The sequence below is a fragment of the Halobacillus locisalis genome (genome assembly GCF_013694105.1).
GTDB classification, from domain to species: domain Bacteria; phylum Bacillota; class Bacilli; order Bacillales; family Halobacillaceae; genus Halobacillus; species Halobacillus locisalis.
Map to the genome: position 1 here is coordinate 550,108 of NZ_JACEFG010000003.1, position 14,933 is coordinate 565,040.

Here is a 14,933-nt window from a genome sequence, read left to right on the forward strand (position 1 = left end):
ATGCATGTGAATCAATTGTTCGACTTAACGGGGAAGACAGCTATTATTACCGGAGGTGGACGCGGTCTAGGTGAACAGATGGCAGAAGGGTTGGCTGAGGCAGGGGCGAACGTTGTCCTTTGTTCAAGAAAAAAAGAAGCCTGTGACCAAGTGGCGAAGAGGTTGGAAGAGGAACTGGGGGTCCAGACTTTAGCGCTTGCCTGTGATGTGACAGACACCGCTGACGTCGAGGCCGTGGTTCAAGAAACCGTCAACGCATTCGGAACGATAGACATCCTGATTAATAATAGCGGAGCGACTTGGGGGGCTCCGACGTTGGAGATGCCTGTTGAAGCTTTTCAGAAAGTCATGAATGTCAACGTGACAGGTGCGTTTCTTATGTCACAAAAGGTTGGCGCTGTTATGACAAAACAACAGTCAGGAAAAATCATCAATATATCGTCAGTAGCTGGACTAGGGGGAGCGGACCCTAGATTCATGGAAACCGTCGGATACAATGCAAGTAAAGGGGCAGTGATTACGCTGACGAAAGACTTAGCGGTGAAATGGGGCGCCCATAATATCCAAGTGAACGCCCTAGCCCCAGGCTTTTTCCCGACGAAGATGTCCAAGGTCGTCCTCGAACAAGGGGGAGAGTTCATTTTGGATCGCACGCCACTTGGTCGTTTCGGTACAGAAGAAGACTTGAAGGGAGCAGCCCTATTTCTTGCTTCGAAAGCCTCCAACTATGTAACGGGTGATGTATTAGTCGTCGACGGAGGTATGCATGCGTCGTGTTAAGGGGTGAGTCACAATGAAAGAGAAGATATTGAATACAAGCACTGAATTGTTCGGCAAGCGAGGGTTTCAAGAAACATCGATTCAAGACATCGTTTCATCGAATCAATTGACGAAGGGGACCTTCTATTACTACTTCAAAAACAAGGAAGATGTGCTTGTCCACATTCATGAGCAGTTTATTGACTCATTACTCGCGCAGCAGAACGAGATCATGGCAGAAGGGCGAACCGCACACGACCAATTACGTTCGATGGTCAGGATGCTGATTGGGAATATCCGCACAAACGCAAACAGTGCCATGGTGTTTTTCCGGGAAATGCGTCATCTAAGTCAAGCTAAAACAGATGACATCTTACCGAAGCGTCATTTGTTTCAACGAAATATTGCATCGGTCATTGAGCAAGGGATTCAATTAGGCGAATTTCGCTCAGACCTGCGAGCGGATATGCTGTCGTTTGCTGTTTTGGGAATCGCGAACTGGAGTTATTTCTGGTACGAACCGGACGGGGAAGTAGGCGAAGAAGAACTGACAACGATCTTTATGGAAATGATTTTTAAAGGAATCGAGGAGGAGAATCATGACAATTAAACAAATCGCTGTCGTTGGAGCAGGGTCTATGGGACATCAAATTGCGATGCTCGGAGCATTGGCTGGTTATGAAACGTACTTGCAGGATATCAGTGAAGATTCATTGAATACGGCAGAGAGCAAACTTCGAGAGATCATGAATCGATGGGTGGAAAAAGGGAAGCTATCAGCCGAAGAGTATGAAGCGGCATTCGAACGTTTGCACCCAACTACTCATTTGGAAGAAGCGGCTGGAGACGCTGACCTGATCATAGAAGCGGTCATTGAAAAGTTGGATGTGAAACGCGAGGTATTTGCAGAGCTCGATAACATCGCTCCTTCTCACGCCATACTAGCAACCAATTCATCGACAATTGTCAGCTCATTGATTGCAGACGCGACGTCCCGTCCGGACAAGGTGTGTAACATGCACTTTTTCTTCCCGGCTCTCGTCATGGATTGTGTGGAGGTTGTCAAAGGGGATCATACATCAGACGAGACAGCAAACACCGTCATGGAAGTTTGTGAGCAAATGGGAAGAACAGCAACCTTATTGAAGAAAGAAATTTCAGGATTTGTCGCCAATCGCATTCTATTTGCCATTCAGAAGGAAGCCATGAGCCTTTATGAAGGAGGATATGCCGACTTTGAGGATATCGATACGATTGTTCGTAAAGCGCTAAATCACCCGGTTGGGCCGTTCGAATTGATGGACTTGTCTGGTCTTGATGTCGGTTATTATGTCATGCAACAACAGTATGAAGAAACCGGGGACCCGAAAGACCGCCCTTCACAGACATTGGTTGAGAAAGTTGAATCCGGAGAACTGGGACGGAAAACAGGTAAAGGATTCTATACGTATCAACGTAAGGTCAAGAACTAGGAGGAATGCTGTATGCATGAAATAGAAGTGAATGTCCGCTTTTGTGAAACGGATTTATTAGGCCATGTCAATAACAATAACTACTTTGTTTATATGGAGGATTCCCGTATTCGTTTTTTCAATGAGACAGGGTTGGTCGGCGATGATTGGAACTTCATATTAGCCTCAACATCCTGTGACTTTCTTAAGCAGGTGTATTTCAATCAGATGTTGGTGATCAAGAGTCACGTTCTGAAAATCGGAAACTCTAGTTTTCATCTAGAACAGGACATGTATGAAAAACAGTCGGGTGAATTAGTGGCAAAAGGGAAATCAGTCATTGTACAGTTCGATTTCCACCAGCAAAAGAGTGCCCCTTTATCAGAGAAGATGAGGATGCAATTAGAGTCGCATCAGCTCACCGTTAAGGAGGGATAGAAGGTGAATCAGAAGACAGATACCCGCCCCGTAAGGAAAGGGGAGGAATTGGACACAAATGCCGTAGAATCGTATGTGCGAGAGCATCTCGACGTTCCTGTTGGTGAACTCTCAGTCCGTCAATTTGGAGCAGGGCATTCAAATTTAACCTATGAATTATCAATCGGAAACTGGAAAGCGGTTCTCAGAAGACCACCGCTTGGACCTGTTGCTCCGAAAGCGCATGATATGGAACGGGAATACAAAGTATTGCAATCTTTGCATCCGGTTTTTCCACTGGCTCCAAAACCACTCCTATTCAATAGTGGAGAAGTGCTCGGGGCACCATTCTTTATTATGGAACGACGTTCGGGCTTAGTGTACGATACGGAGTTTCCGGAAAGCGTGCCACCAACAGCTGCTCTTGGTCAACAGATTTCTGAAGAAATGGTGGACCGTTTAGTAGAATTGCATGCCATCGATTATAAAAAAACGGCTCTTGCAGAGATGGTGAAGCCAGAAGGGTTTATGGAAAGGCAAGTTCATGGCTGGATCAAGCGTTACGAACAGGCGCGGACAGATGATGTCGTCTCAGGAGAACGATTAAAGCGTTGGTTAGTCGAACATATTCCTGATTCAGATGAGGCGTCGATCATTCATTATGATTATAAACTGAATAATGCCATGTTCGATGAGGATCACCCAACCGAAATGGTCGGTCTTTTTGACTGGGAGATGACAACCGTAGGGGACCCGCTGGCTGATCTAGGTGCAGCGATGAGCTATTGGATGGAGGCGGATGACCCTGAGCTGCTACGAACAGGATTAGGAAAACCGCCTGTAACGGTCATGGAAGGATTTTATACGAGGGAACAATTTTTGGAACGCTATGCCGAGAAAAGCGGACGCGATCTATCGGCTATCCATTTCTATGTAACATTTGCGTATTTCAAGTTAGTCGGTATCGTCCAACAAATCTATTCCAGGTATAAAAAAGGGCAAACCCAAGACCAGCGCTTTGCTCACATGAATGTGTTTGTCAATGCCTTGATGGAGCATGCGGAGAAGACAGCAGGACTCACTGATGGGTAAGGTCGACGTTATTTTCAAAAAGGAAGATATCGATCCAGCTTCTATGAAGGGAAAGGTTGCGGTCGTTTTCGATGTGTTGTTTGCAACGTCGACCATTACCGCAGCTCTCGCGGAAGGAGCGAAGGGTGTCTACCCCGTTCTGGATCATGTCCATGCAAGAGAGAAAGCCAAGTCTTTGAAAGAGCCCTACATTTTGGCAGGTGAGGACCATGGGAAATTGATTGAGGGATTTCACCCACCGCTTAGGACATATTTGAAATCCGTCATTCAAGATCAGCAAGTCATTTTATCAACGACGAATGGTACAGTCGCGCTTCAAAGGTCCAGCCAGGCGGATGCACTGTATGCCTGTTCGTTGCTGAATAATAAAGCGATGGCCGATCATTTGAATGAGATTCATGATGGTGCAACACTGACACTTGTCTGTTCAGGATCCAGCCGACATTATACATTGGAAGACTTCTTCGGGGCAGGAAGTTTAATTCATTATTTGGTAGAAGGTGGGCATTGGACGTTATCCGATGGAGCACAAACAGCCTTATTGTTTTATAACGGCAACAATGAGCCGGTCGCCGATTTATTATCAAAAGCGAAGATAGGCCGTTTGCTGATCGGGGCAGGAATGGACCCGAGTGAGGTCGCTTTTGTGTCTCAAGAAGGAATATGGAAAACGATTCCGTTCTATGACCGAGCGGAAGGAAAAATAAAGGAGTGGAAGCATGAGCTCAGTTAAACATTTCGTCCAGGGCGGTGATTTCTTAATAGAAGAAATCACGGCTGAGTCCGTTTTTACGCCAGAGGATTGTACCGATGAACACCGGATGATTGCCGGCACGGCTCGACAATTTATTTCCCGGGAAATTCATCCCTATATGAAGCGACTTGAAGAAGGGGATTTTCCATTTGTCGCTGAGAAAATGAAGAAGGCAGGCGAGCTAGGTTTGCTTGGTCACAGTGTACCGGAGAAATATGGTGGACTTGGCCTCGATAAGATGAGTAAGGGAATCGTCGGAGAAGCACTTGGAAATGCCAGTGGCTACAGCGTGGCTCACTCCAACCACACCTGTATCGCTACTCTCCCGATTACGTATTTCGGAACGAAACAACAGAAAGAAAAATATTTACCTAAGCTCGCGTCTGGAGAATACCTTGGCGCTTACTGTTTGACTGAGCCAGAAGCAGGGTCGGATGCGTTGGCGGCTCAGACTACTGCGGTACTAAATGAATCGGAAACGCACTATATTCTGAATGGAACAAAGATTTATATTACGAACGCATCGTTTGCCGATACGTTCATTGTCTATGCCAAAGTTGATAGCCGACATTTCACTGCTTTTATTGTGGAAAAAGACTTTCCAGGTTTATCGATCGGACCGGAAGAATCCAAAATGGGCATCAAAGGGTCATCAACGTGCTCGGTTAGTATGGAAGACTGCGAGGTGCCGATCGAGAATGTCATCGGAGAAATAGGGAAAGGGCATCTCATTGCCTTGAATGTACTCAATCTTGGCAGGTTCAACTTAGGGTTTGCCACATTGGGAGCGGCGAAATATAGTTTCCAACTTGCTTTAGAACATAGTACAGAAAGAAAGCAATTCAAGAAGTCTATCTCTGAATTCGGGGCTACGAAGGAAAAGGTGGCCCAGATGGCTGCCCGTCTCTATGCAACGGAGTCACTGCTTTATCGGACGGCTGGTCATGTGGAATCCGCCTTAGGTGAACATGAAGATTCGAGTGACTTCAAAGCTGTTGCAAAAGCTATGAATGAGCATGCACTGGAATCGGCAATTTGTAAAATCGTTGGTTCAGAGACGTTGGACTACGTCGTCGATGAAGCGTTGCAACTTCACGGCGGAGCAGGATTCATTAAAGAATATCCGGTCGAAATGGCCTATCGGGATTCTCGGATCAACCGGATCTTCGAAGGAACGAATGAAATTAATAGGCTTCTCATTCCAGGTGCTTTCTTTAAAAAAGTGGCCAAAGATTTTCTCGATACTCGCACTATAGTAGAGCGTGCCCAACATTCTCTTCACAACGGTGTTTTCAAAAAGCAAACGGGCGAACTAAGTGAACTGAAACAAGCTCTTGCTTTATTTAAAGATCTGCACCTCGTCTGTGCGGGCTTAGCCTTTTTCAAGTATGGGACGAGCGTTAAAAATGAGCAGGAGACCCTGATGAAATTAGCGGACTTAGCCATCGCCATTTATTCAACAGAATCCGTCATTTTGAGAACGGAAAAAGCAAGTGAACGCAATCACAAACAAAAGCTTGCTTATACGTATGTCGAACAAACAGCACTAGAAGTGCAACATGCGGTTATTCCGATGCTGTCAGAGCTATTGGTGGGAGAAGAAAGGACGAAGACACTAGGTCAGGTCTCTCTCTTATTGGCTGCATATCACTGGCCGGATTCTGTGGAACGAAAACGTAAAATTGCCGATTTTTATTCGGAACAAAAACGATACCAATCATAAAAGGGGATGACTCGAATGAATTTAGGAAATGATCACCTGGCTGTACAAGTGAATGGACCTGTACTTTCGTGTGTATTGAACCGACCGGATTCTTTGAATGCGTTTTCTGATGACATGATTCTTGGATTGCAAGGTGCCTTACAAGAAGCAAGAGAGAATGAGGAGATCAAGGTTGTCGTGTTATCAGGAGCTGGGCGTGCCTTTTCTGCTGGAGGAGACGTCAAAAACATGGGCAAAGCGACGTCTCAAGATATTTATGATCATGTCGGCATTCTTAATGAGTTGATTTTAAGTATCAAGGAACTCCCTAAACCTGTCATTGCCGTCGTTCATGGGTATGCAGCAGGAGCTGGGTTCAACTTAGCTCTTGCCTGCGATCAAATTCTTGCAGGAGAAGAAAGTCAGTTTGTCTTGAGTTTTGCACAAGTGGGACTGGTCGCTGACGGAGGAGGTCATTACTTCCTATCTAGGCTTCTTGGTCCTTACCGTACAAAAGAGTTGTTGTTCCGTGCAGAGCCCATTCCTGTGGATACAGCAGTAGAGTGGGGGCTGATCAATCGCGTCATTCCACTGGCTGATTTAGAAGAAGAGGCGATGAACTATGCCTTGACGTTAGCCAAAGGGCCGGGACGGGCTATGGGGATGATGAAGAAAATAGTGGATCAAGCCGATAAATCGGACCTTGCCTCCATTCTTGAGCAAGAACGAATGACGCAAACGATGATGGTCACGACAGATGATCATAAGGAAGGCGTTCAAGCCTTTAAAGATAAGCGTAAACCCCATTTTGTTGGGAAATAAGGAGGAGTACAATGAGAGCTATACAATTTGAACAGTACGGTGGACCAGACGTTTTGCAGTCCGTCGACATTTCACAACCGTCTTTTGAAAAAGATGATGTGTTGATTAAAGTGACGGCGATTGGAGTCAATTATGCCGACACAGCAAGAAGACAAGGTGCGTATGTCGTTCCAACGCCACTTCCGTTTATTCCGGGGGCGGAAGTTGCAGGTGTTGTAGAAGAGGTCGGGGAGGAAACCACACGTTTCCAAAAAGGGGATCGTGTCGTAACCCTGATAGGATCGGGTGGATACGCAGAATATGTCGCCACAAAAGAACAAACGCTGATTCCGATTCCTGATGGAGTAGACGATGAAGACGCCGTCGCTCTTCCGCTTCAAGGTTTAACAGCGTATCACATCTTGTTGACGATGGGACGTATGGAAAAAGGAGAGACAGTGCTTGTACATGCGGGTGCAGGCGGAGTCGGTTCCTTAGCCGTTCAGTTAGCGAAATACTACGGTGCAGGGACGGTGATTGCCACAGCGAGTTCAGAGGAGAAATTGGCATTAGCAAAAGAACTAGGAGCAGACTATGGAATCAACTACACGGATCCGAACTGGCGAGAAGCTGTCCTCGAAGCAACGGGTGGCAAAGGAGTCGACGTAGCCTTGGAGATGGCTGGCGGAGAAGTGTTCGATGAGACGATAAAATGTATGCGCTCCTTTGGTCGTGTTGTCACGTACGGGGTTGCTAGTGGACAACCACCTCAGCTATATCCAGCTGGACTTATGAACCGAAACCTATCCGTGATCGGATTCTTTCTACCACAAGTGATGAAGAAGCCAATATTATTTGAAAAGAGTCTACAAGAGTTGCTGATGCTTGTCAGAAACGGTGACTTGAAGCTGACAGTCGGGGGAGTCTTCAAACTCGACGAAGCGGCACACGTACACGAAATCATGCAAGCTAGAAAGACAAAAGGCAAACTCGTCTTAACCCCATAAGATTATAAAATAGACTTCCAAAAAGGAAGTCTATTTTCCGGGCTGCCTGCAGAAGTCAGTTGAACTGTTATGTTAGATCGTATGAGAATACCGTGGGATGGAAAACGACTCGCTTTCCTGCGGGGGAGTCGGCCAGCCTCCTCGGTCGTTGACACTCCCTGTGGGGTCTCGCCTAGGCCCTTCTCCCGCGGGAGTCTCCCCGTTTTCCATACCACTATGCGATAAATAGTGGGGACAGAACCTCACCTAACATGGTGCTGTAATCAGTAGAAGTCCACATTGTCGTTGAATCTCTAAAGGTTCAGCCTTCCTTTGTTGAGGTGGCGTGGAAACGGCGACACTCCTGCAGGATCCTGAGGCTTGGGTGAGATCCCGCAGCTCGGGAAGCGAGTGAGGAAGCTCACCGCCTCCTGCGGAAAGGGAGTCGTTTCCACGCCACCGGCCCCTTCTCACCTTTGAAGAACCGAAAGCGGCTTTCTCAACACTCTGTAAAAGAGACTTCCAAAAAGGGAGTCTCTTTTCGTATGGAATGAGTTTTTACCTCCCTTGTGGAATAATTACACAAATAAGAAGGGTTTTATCTCATGTGTCTAGAAAATAATCTATTCGGTAATCAATAGAAAGCTCTGTTAATCTTCTATAAGTCTTCAAGGTGTGACGGGACTCTTAGAAGAAATATTATATGAATAACAAACCATAACAGAGCCATTTTGAAAGGGGCATGAGGATGTTCGTACATAAAATTGATGAAGAACTATCTATAAAACTAATCGGACTCGAAGACGCAGAAGAATTGTTTGCTTTAGCAGACGAATCAAGAGAACACTTGGCGACATGGCTTCCTTGGATCAACTTTACGAAGTCACCTGAGGATACAAAACAGTTTATCCAATCAGCGATGAAGCGTTATGGAGAAGCGGACGGACTTACGGTATGTATTTTGTATAAAGGCGCTATTGCCGGGACAATCGATCTTCATGCAATCGACTGGAAAAATAGGAAAACAAGCATCGGTTATTGGATGGGAGCGAAATACAAAGGGAAAGGTCTGTTGACTCGCTCTTGTCAGGCTCTATTCACCTATGCATTCCGTGATCTCGGACTGAACCGGATTGAGATTCGCGCTGATGTACGGAATACGAAAAGCTGGGCTGTGCCTGAGCGCTTGGGTTTTGAGAAGGAAGGCGTCATCAGAGAAGCAGCTATGCTCTATGACGAACCTTCGGATCATGTCGTTTATGGGATGCTCGAAAAGGATTGGCAGGACCATAAAGAGAATTGAAACATTTCAATGGAAAAGTCCCTCAAAAAAAGAAAGGATACGGTCAAAGGAATCAGTGAACGGGCAAAGAATAAACGAGCAGCACGTCGAGAAGCGGGGATGGATGTTCCGGCTGAGTCCGTCTTTTCAGATCGTTTAGAAACGTTGCGATTTAATCGTTCCCTGGCGAATAGAGAAGGTGGTTATACAGTTGCGGACGGAATGCCAGAGGCCATAAAGGCTTTGCAATCTGGTAGTCTACTGCTACATGATGTTCAGGAGATTTTGATGATCTCTGATGGACTCTTTCACAACGAGCTCTAACTTATCCAAGTTTTTGAACAAATTCAAGCGAATGGTCTCCACACTTACGTTGAGAAATTGACGCAGGACTTGGAGGAGTGCGGAGAACATATTGATGACCGAAGAGCGATACGCATTCATATGAACACCCCTTGACGACGTTGACAAGGGGTGCTTCGTTATTTAACGATGGCGAGTAAAAATCCGTCATAGCCTTTGCTTCCAACCGTTTGAATGGCTGTTGAGTCAAGGTCAGGGTGATCCACTAAGTAATCGAACATATCACGGATTCCTTTGATATCTTGATTGTCACTCTCACTATCTAGTACTTGACCACTTCGTACCACATTATCGACGACGATACAGGTACCGGAATGAGACAGCTTGATGGCTTCTTGAACATATCGCATGTTGTTTCGTTTATCAGCATCGATAAAGATGAAATCGAAATCATGGTATCCCTTCTCAGGGAGGGTTGGCAATGAATCTAGCGCTGCGCCAACAAGGATATCGACTTGCTCACTTAATCCTGCCTGATGGATATTTTTTTCGGCAACTGCGGCATGTTTAGAAGAATACTCCAAGGAGACGAGTTTTCCGTCTTCCGGAAGGGCACGTGATAACCAGATGCTACTGTATCCACCAAGGGTGCCAATCTCCAACATTCTCTTTGCTCCTACCATTTTTGCGAACAAGTGAAGCATCTTCCCTTCATTGGGGGAAACGTCGATAGAAGGCAAACCAGCCTCAGCGTTCGATTGTAACACGCTATCTAAAACAGGGTCTGCCGTAAACAGTTTCTCTTGAGTGTATTCGTCAAACGCTTTCCACGTATGTGCTGAACTCAATAGTGAATCCTCCTTATTTGTTGATTGCTGTCCGTAACACTTTTGACAAAAGCAGAGTAGATTCCTGCTTGAGCTAGTTTAGGTGAACGTGCTGTGGTCACAATCAATCCATCATTTACTGGTTTCGATGCTCTTGCATAAAATATTTGATTCCTCAAAAGCCTTTATTAAAGAGGTGGCAAAAGGGACAGCGTGAGGTCCATCTCCGTGGATACAAACCGTATCAGCTTCTAAATGAATATCATCACCTTGTAGAGTGCGGACTTTATTCTCTTTTGCCATTCGGATGACTTGCTTGATGGACTCCTTTTCATCCGTAATTAAGGCTTCAGAGTGGTTGCGTGAAGTGAGACTCCCATCTTGTTGGTACGTTCGATCCGCGAACACTTCGCTTGCTGTATGTAATCCACGTTCTTTTCCAGCTTTCACAAGTTCACTTCCCGATAATCCGAATAAAATCAATGAGGAATCAACATCGTGTACAGCTTGTGCAATCGCATCGGCTAAATCGTTATCTTTTGCCGCCATATTGTAGAGGGCTCCGTGCGGTTTCACGTGGTTCAATGAGCTTCCGGAAGCTTTTACAAAAGCTTGCAATGAACCGATTTGATAAAGGACCATGTCGTAAGCTTCATCATAGGAAATGTCCATCCTGCGTCTCCCGAAACCCTCAAGATCAGGTAGACCTGGGTGTGCTCCAATCGCTACATTCTTCTCGATGGCCATTTGAACGGTTCTTCTCATCGTAGATGGATCTCCCGCGTGGAACCCACAAGCGATATTCGCAGATGTAATGTAGTCTAATAATTCTTCGTCTCTCCCCATACGGTAAGCGCCGAAACTTTCGCCCATATCGCAGTTCAAGTCAATGGTAGACATTGGTCGACCTCCTAATTGAATTTGGATTGAATTCCTACAAAAAGTTGCTGCAATCGTTTTTCTCTCTCTACATAAAGCCATTGCGATTGCTCATGGGTAATCAGTTCAAAATGAATGTCTTCTCCCGGTTTTAACTGGGCTACTTTAGGTAAGTCTACAGTAGCGACTTGGGCGATTCTTGGATAACCGCCTGTTGTTTGTCGATCAGCCAACAATAGAATGGGGGTTCCGTCTGTAGGTACTTGAATGGTGCCAAACGCGACAGCCTCAGAAATCAAATCTTCGTCCGTTTGACGTGTTAGAGCTGGTCCAATCAATCTACATCCCATTCGGTCAGATTTGGAGTTGATCGTAAAGGGTTCTGTCTCAAAAGCTTGTACACTCTCTGTTGAGAAAGAATCATATTCCGTCCCTTTGGTTACCCGAATGGTCTGACCGGATTCGACGGGGTGAGTGAAGTCTGTAGCGACTCGGAATCGATCTTCCTTAAAGGAAGCATCACCACATTCATGACGCAATCTCTCCATTACACGATAGACTTCTTCAGAAGGAGAAAGCGTAGAGAGGCGATCGCCATCTTCTAGGGCCCTGCCTTTATAACCGCCCAGTTTTGCACGCAGGTAGGTAGAGGTGCTATGCATCACAGGAGGGATATCGTAACCACCCGCAACCGCCATGTAAACGCGGAATCCTGTTTGTAGACGTCCGAATCTTAGCTCACAGCCTTTTCTAACAAAAATCGGACGCCAACTATCGACGGGATGGCCATCAATCAAAGGGGCAAGGTCTCCACCACAGAGGGCGATCAACGCATCTTCTTCAAATTCTATGACAGGCCCCATTAAAGTGATTTCTAAAGTCGGGAAAGAAGAGGGATTACCCACCAGACGATTAGACACACGATGAGCTACTTCGTCCATCGCGCCACTGACGACAACCCCTTCTTTCTGGTAGCCATGTCGACCCAGATCTTGAATCGTAGTCATTAGACCTGACTTCATCACCTTCAGCATGATGGATCCTCCTTTAATGTATAAAATTCTTCCTCTGTGATAGACGTGAATACAATCCGGTCTCCTGCTTGTAACAGGGAAGGGGGAGATTCCTCTGGTCTGAATAGTCGTAATGGTGTGCGACCGATCAATTGCCATCCTCCCGGGGTCTCGATGGAGTAGACCCCCGTCTGCTTGCCGGCAATGCCGACAGATCCTTCAGGAATACTTTGGCGTGGTTCTTCTTTTCTAGGCATAGAAATCGTTTCGTCCATTCCGCCGATGTAGGGGAACCCTGGTGCGAATCCGATCATATACACAAGGTAGTCTCCTTGTAAGTGGAGGTTGATAACGTCTTGCTCTTCTAACTGATTGTATGTAGCGACAGCATGTAGATCAGGACCGAACTCGCCACCATAACAGACGGGTATTGTAATCGTACGTGGCGTTCCAGTTGTTGTGGATGTGAGATCTTTCAGCCATTCTTCAATCCTTTGACGCACCCATTCATAGGGGAGAGTCTCTGGATCAGTGCTTTTTCTGAGTATTTTCATAGGATCGTAGTACATGGTGACGGTTGTAAAAGTGGGGATATACTCAACCATCCATTCGATCGAATGCTGATCGATGTAAGAGGCAAATTGTTTCACTTTCTGATGAACGTCAAGGTCTATGCTTGTACCGAACTTTATCGTTATCGCTTGATCTCCTAAAGGGGAGTAGGTTACGTCCATAATTTTGTCTCCTTTCAACACGCTATATCATTATGCTATCCGATTTACGTTCCCCTTTCAAATGTGGTAGATTTTGTTTATTTACTTGCCTAATGCGGTAATGGTATCAACAAAGGTGAAAAGGAGTGGATAAATATGCCGTGGGATACCAATGATTATCCTAGCTCACTGAAGAATCTCGATACGCCAGTGAGGAAAAAAGCAATTGATATTGCGAATGCCATGACGGAAGAAGGTTATAAAGAGGATCAGGCGATTCCAATCGCGATTGAACAAGCGAAAGAGTGGTATGACAATGCCGATCAACAAGAAATTCGAAGAATGAAACAGGCGAGTGATCAGAAACTGAAAGATCATGATGAAGAGGAGTATGATAGCCGCCCGGAATTACTAGATAAAGGAGAACACGTTGTCGCGCATGAAAACGGGTGGGCGGTACAAGCAGAAGATGCAAAACAAGCATCCGATGTGTTCGAGAATAAGCCTGAGGCGGTTAAGCGTGCCAAAGAGATCGCCAAAAATAAGGGGACACAAGTCATCATCCATAAGCAGGATGGATCCATTCAAGAAAAGACATCCTATGAACAATAAGTGGTTTGAATTATTTTCCAAAAGGTAATGGATAAGTAACGATACAAAAAGGAGGAATTATTAATGGAGACTCGAAATCAATCTGAACACGTTGTTTCTCATGAAGATGGGTGGGCAGTACAGGCAGAAGGGGCGGATCAGCCGACGAAGGTGTTCGAAAATAAACAAGATGCAATCGATCGTGCTAAAGAAATCGCCGAGAACAAAGGAACGTCAGCGATCATCCATAAGAAAGACGGATCAATCCAGAACCAATTCTCTTACCAGAAATAAAAGCACACGCATTCTTCCTATGATATGATGGGAGAAGATTGCGAGGTGGTGAACGATGAACGGACAAACAAGAAGTAACATTCAACCAGGTAAAGAAGTGGACATCGTGCTGAAGAAAGATCAGCGTACGGGTGCGTTGACTCGTGGTGTCGTCAAAGACATTTTAACGAAATCCCCTCAGCACCCACATGGTATCAAGGTGCGATTACAAGACGGTCAAGTCGGCCGTGTGAAACAAATTATCGAATAAAAGAACCTGACAAGCGCTTAACTGAAAGCGTTCGTCAGGTTCTTTTTATGTGATGAAAAGCTAAAGTTGGTTTTATTCAAAGAGTCAATTCTTCTGAGAAATGAAAAAGCGATAAGGCATCTCAATCGTGAAGAAAGAGCCGTCCGCGTCCTCTGTAGCGTTTGCGATTGTGTACTGAGGTCCGAAAATTTGTTCCATTGCGTAATCACCGTTATCAAAAGGTTCACGGTCAATGGAGAAACCGGAATCCAAAATCAAGTGACGCTGTTCTTCGTTAAGCGTGCTGATTTCATTGAGTTTGACCATTGGGCGAATGATGGTTGCTCCCGTGCGGTCTTCGATTTTATCATATTGAATATCGATCGTGACGAGATCGTTCGCGTCACCTAGCATCTCGGTCACATATTCCTTGAATTCTGAGAAATCCATTAGGAACCTGACTTCTTCCGGTTCGACTCGATCTAAGTATTGGGACATATCTAGTTCCTCCTCTATTCCTTCTATGACTTATATTACCATGATGGAGAAAAGCTAAACTTCATGAATTGGAAAAAGCGAGCTGGACTGTGTCCAACTCGCTTTTGTAACGGGCCTTATTACCTTGTGTGGTCTATAAACGTGCCTTATGATCCACATGAGCTCTTGTGTAGCCCTGACACAAGAGTAGGGTTTTATATGTCGGAAAAACTTGTTTTTTTACAAGTGCAGGATTCTTTGATCCATTTTTGCCGCGGTTCATAAAATTCTACATGGTAGTTTTTCAACTTAAACGACGCAATCCCTACCTCTATTGCATCCTTACAGCTCCGAAGCTGATCC

General features: G+C 45.6%; 19 protein-coding genes. 14 read left to right on the forward strand and 5 right to left on the reverse strand.

The features are described from left to right. The 11 genes from H0266_RS16005 (at nucleotide 1) to H0266_RS16055 (ending at nucleotide 9,568) form a co-directional block, all read left to right on the forward strand. The gene (locus tag H0266_RS16005) at nucleotides 1-780 is read left to right on the forward strand and encodes an SDR family oxidoreductase (RefSeq protein WP_181473423.1); all 780 of its coding nucleotides are present in this window, start codon (nucleotides 1-3) and stop codon (nucleotides 778-780) included. A 13-nt stretch (nucleotides 781-793) separates the two neighbouring features. Continuing rightward, entirely contained in the window at nucleotides 794-1,369 is a 576-nt protein-coding gene (locus H0266_RS16010; protein ID WP_181473424.1) for a TetR/AcrR family transcriptional regulator, read from the forward strand. Further along, nucleotides 1,359-2,231 carry a 3-hydroxyacyl-CoA dehydrogenase family protein gene (locus H0266_RS16015; RefSeq protein ID WP_181473425.1) on the forward strand — a complete coding sequence of 291 codons (873 nt, stop codon included), beginning with the start codon at nucleotides 1,359-1,361 and terminating at the stop codon, nucleotides 2,229-2,231. Before H0266_RS16010 ends, H0266_RS16015 begins: the two co-directional genes overlap by 11 nt. A gap of 12 nt (nucleotides 2,232-2,243) precedes the next feature. Beyond that, entirely contained in the window at nucleotides 2,244-2,648 is a 405-nt protein-coding gene (locus H0266_RS16020; RefSeq protein WP_181473426.1) for an acyl-CoA thioesterase, read from the forward strand. A 3-nt stretch (nucleotides 2,649-2,651) separates the two neighbouring features. Beyond that, entirely contained in the window at nucleotides 2,652-3,719 is a 1,068-nt protein-coding gene (locus tag H0266_RS16025; RefSeq protein WP_181473427.1) for a phosphotransferase, read from the forward strand. Further along, entirely contained in the window at nucleotides 3,712-4,452 is a 741-nt protein-coding gene (locus H0266_RS16030; protein WP_181473428.1) for a 2-phosphosulfolactate phosphatase, read from the forward strand. Before H0266_RS16025 ends, H0266_RS16030 begins: the two co-directional genes overlap by 8 nt. After that, complete coding sequence (locus H0266_RS16035) at nucleotides 4,439-6,196, forward strand: acyl-CoA dehydrogenase family protein (RefSeq protein ID WP_181473429.1); 1,758 nt, start codon at nucleotides 4,439-4,441, stop codon at nucleotides 6,194-6,196. The genes H0266_RS16030 and H0266_RS16035 overlap by 14 nt, the downstream gene beginning before the upstream one ends. A 15-nt stretch (nucleotides 6,197-6,211) precedes the next feature. Further along, nucleotides 6,212-6,997 carry an enoyl-CoA hydratase/isomerase family protein gene (locus H0266_RS16040; RefSeq protein ID WP_181473430.1) on the forward strand — a complete coding sequence of 262 codons (786 nt, stop codon included), beginning with the start codon at nucleotides 6,212-6,214 and terminating at the stop codon, nucleotides 6,995-6,997. A gap of 11 nt (nucleotides 6,998-7,008) precedes the next feature. Continuing rightward, nucleotides 7,009-7,983, forward strand: a complete 975-nt coding sequence (locus H0266_RS16045; protein ID WP_181473431.1) for a quinone oxidoreductase family protein — start codon at nucleotides 7,009-7,011, stop codon at nucleotides 7,981-7,983. 727 nt (nucleotides 7,984-8,710) lie between these two features. Beyond that, nucleotides 8,711-9,265 (forward strand): GNAT family N-acetyltransferase, encoded by a 555-nt coding sequence (locus tag H0266_RS16050; RefSeq protein WP_181473432.1) that lies wholly within the window; start codon nucleotides 8,711-8,713, stop codon nucleotides 9,263-9,265. A 9-nt stretch (nucleotides 9,266-9,274) separates the two neighbouring features. Further along, nucleotides 9,275-9,568 carry a hypothetical protein gene (locus H0266_RS16055; protein ID WP_181473433.1) on the forward strand — a complete coding sequence of 98 codons (294 nt, stop codon included), beginning with the start codon at nucleotides 9,275-9,277 and terminating at the stop codon, nucleotides 9,566-9,568. Nucleotides 9,569-9,726: 158 nt separating this feature from the next. Here H0266_RS16055 and H0266_RS16060 read toward each other — a convergent pair whose 3' ends face one another. The 4 genes from H0266_RS16060 to pxpB form a co-directional block, all read right to left on the reverse strand. Continuing rightward, the gene (locus H0266_RS16060) at nucleotides 9,727-10,395 is read right to left on the reverse strand and encodes an O-methyltransferase (protein ID WP_181473434.1); all 669 of its coding nucleotides are present in this window, start codon (nucleotides 10,393-10,395) and stop codon (nucleotides 9,727-9,729) included. Nucleotides 10,396-10,506: 111 nt separating this feature from the next. Then, nucleotides 10,507-11,274, reverse strand: a complete 768-nt coding sequence (locus H0266_RS16065) for a LamB/YcsF family protein (protein WP_181473435.1) — start codon at nucleotides 11,272-11,274, stop codon at nucleotides 10,507-10,509. A gap of 11 nt (nucleotides 11,275-11,285) precedes the next feature. Continuing rightward, the gene (locus tag H0266_RS16070) at nucleotides 11,286-12,287 is read right to left on the reverse strand and encodes a 5-oxoprolinase subunit C family protein (RefSeq protein WP_181473436.1); all 1,002 of its coding nucleotides are present in this window, start codon (nucleotides 12,285-12,287) and stop codon (nucleotides 11,286-11,288) included. Next, complete coding sequence (gene pxpB / locus H0266_RS16075; protein WP_181473437.1) at nucleotides 12,281-13,000, reverse strand: 5-oxoprolinase subunit PxpB; 720 nt, start codon at nucleotides 12,998-13,000, stop codon at nucleotides 12,281-12,283. The genes H0266_RS16070 and pxpB overlap by 7 nt, the downstream gene beginning before the upstream one ends. Before the next feature lie 135 nt (nucleotides 13,001-13,135). On the opposite strand from pxpB, the gene H0266_RS16080 reads away from it, so the two are divergent. The 3 genes from H0266_RS16080 (at nucleotide 13,136) to H0266_RS16090 (ending at nucleotide 14,114) form a co-directional block, all read left to right on the forward strand. Beyond that, nucleotides 13,136-13,591, forward strand: coding sequence for a DUF2188 domain-containing protein (locus tag H0266_RS16080; protein WP_181473438.1), 456 nt, complete (start codon nucleotides 13,136-13,138; stop codon nucleotides 13,589-13,591). A 63-nt stretch (nucleotides 13,592-13,654) separates the two neighbouring features. After that, nucleotides 13,655-13,864 (forward strand): DUF2188 domain-containing protein, encoded by a 210-nt coding sequence (locus H0266_RS16085; RefSeq protein WP_181473439.1) that lies wholly within the window; start codon nucleotides 13,655-13,657, stop codon nucleotides 13,862-13,864. 55 nt (nucleotides 13,865-13,919) lie between these two features. Further along, complete coding sequence (locus tag H0266_RS16090; RefSeq protein ID WP_181473440.1) at nucleotides 13,920-14,114, forward strand: YwbE family protein; 195 nt, start codon at nucleotides 13,920-13,922, stop codon at nucleotides 14,112-14,114. 84 nt (nucleotides 14,115-14,198) lie between these two features. Here the strand turns inward: H0266_RS16090 and H0266_RS16095 are convergent, their stop codons facing one another. Then, nucleotides 14,199-14,591, reverse strand: a complete 393-nt coding sequence (locus H0266_RS16095) for a hypothetical protein (RefSeq protein WP_181473441.1) — start codon at nucleotides 14,589-14,591, stop codon at nucleotides 14,199-14,201. Nucleotides 14,592-14,933: the final 342 nt, after the last annotated feature.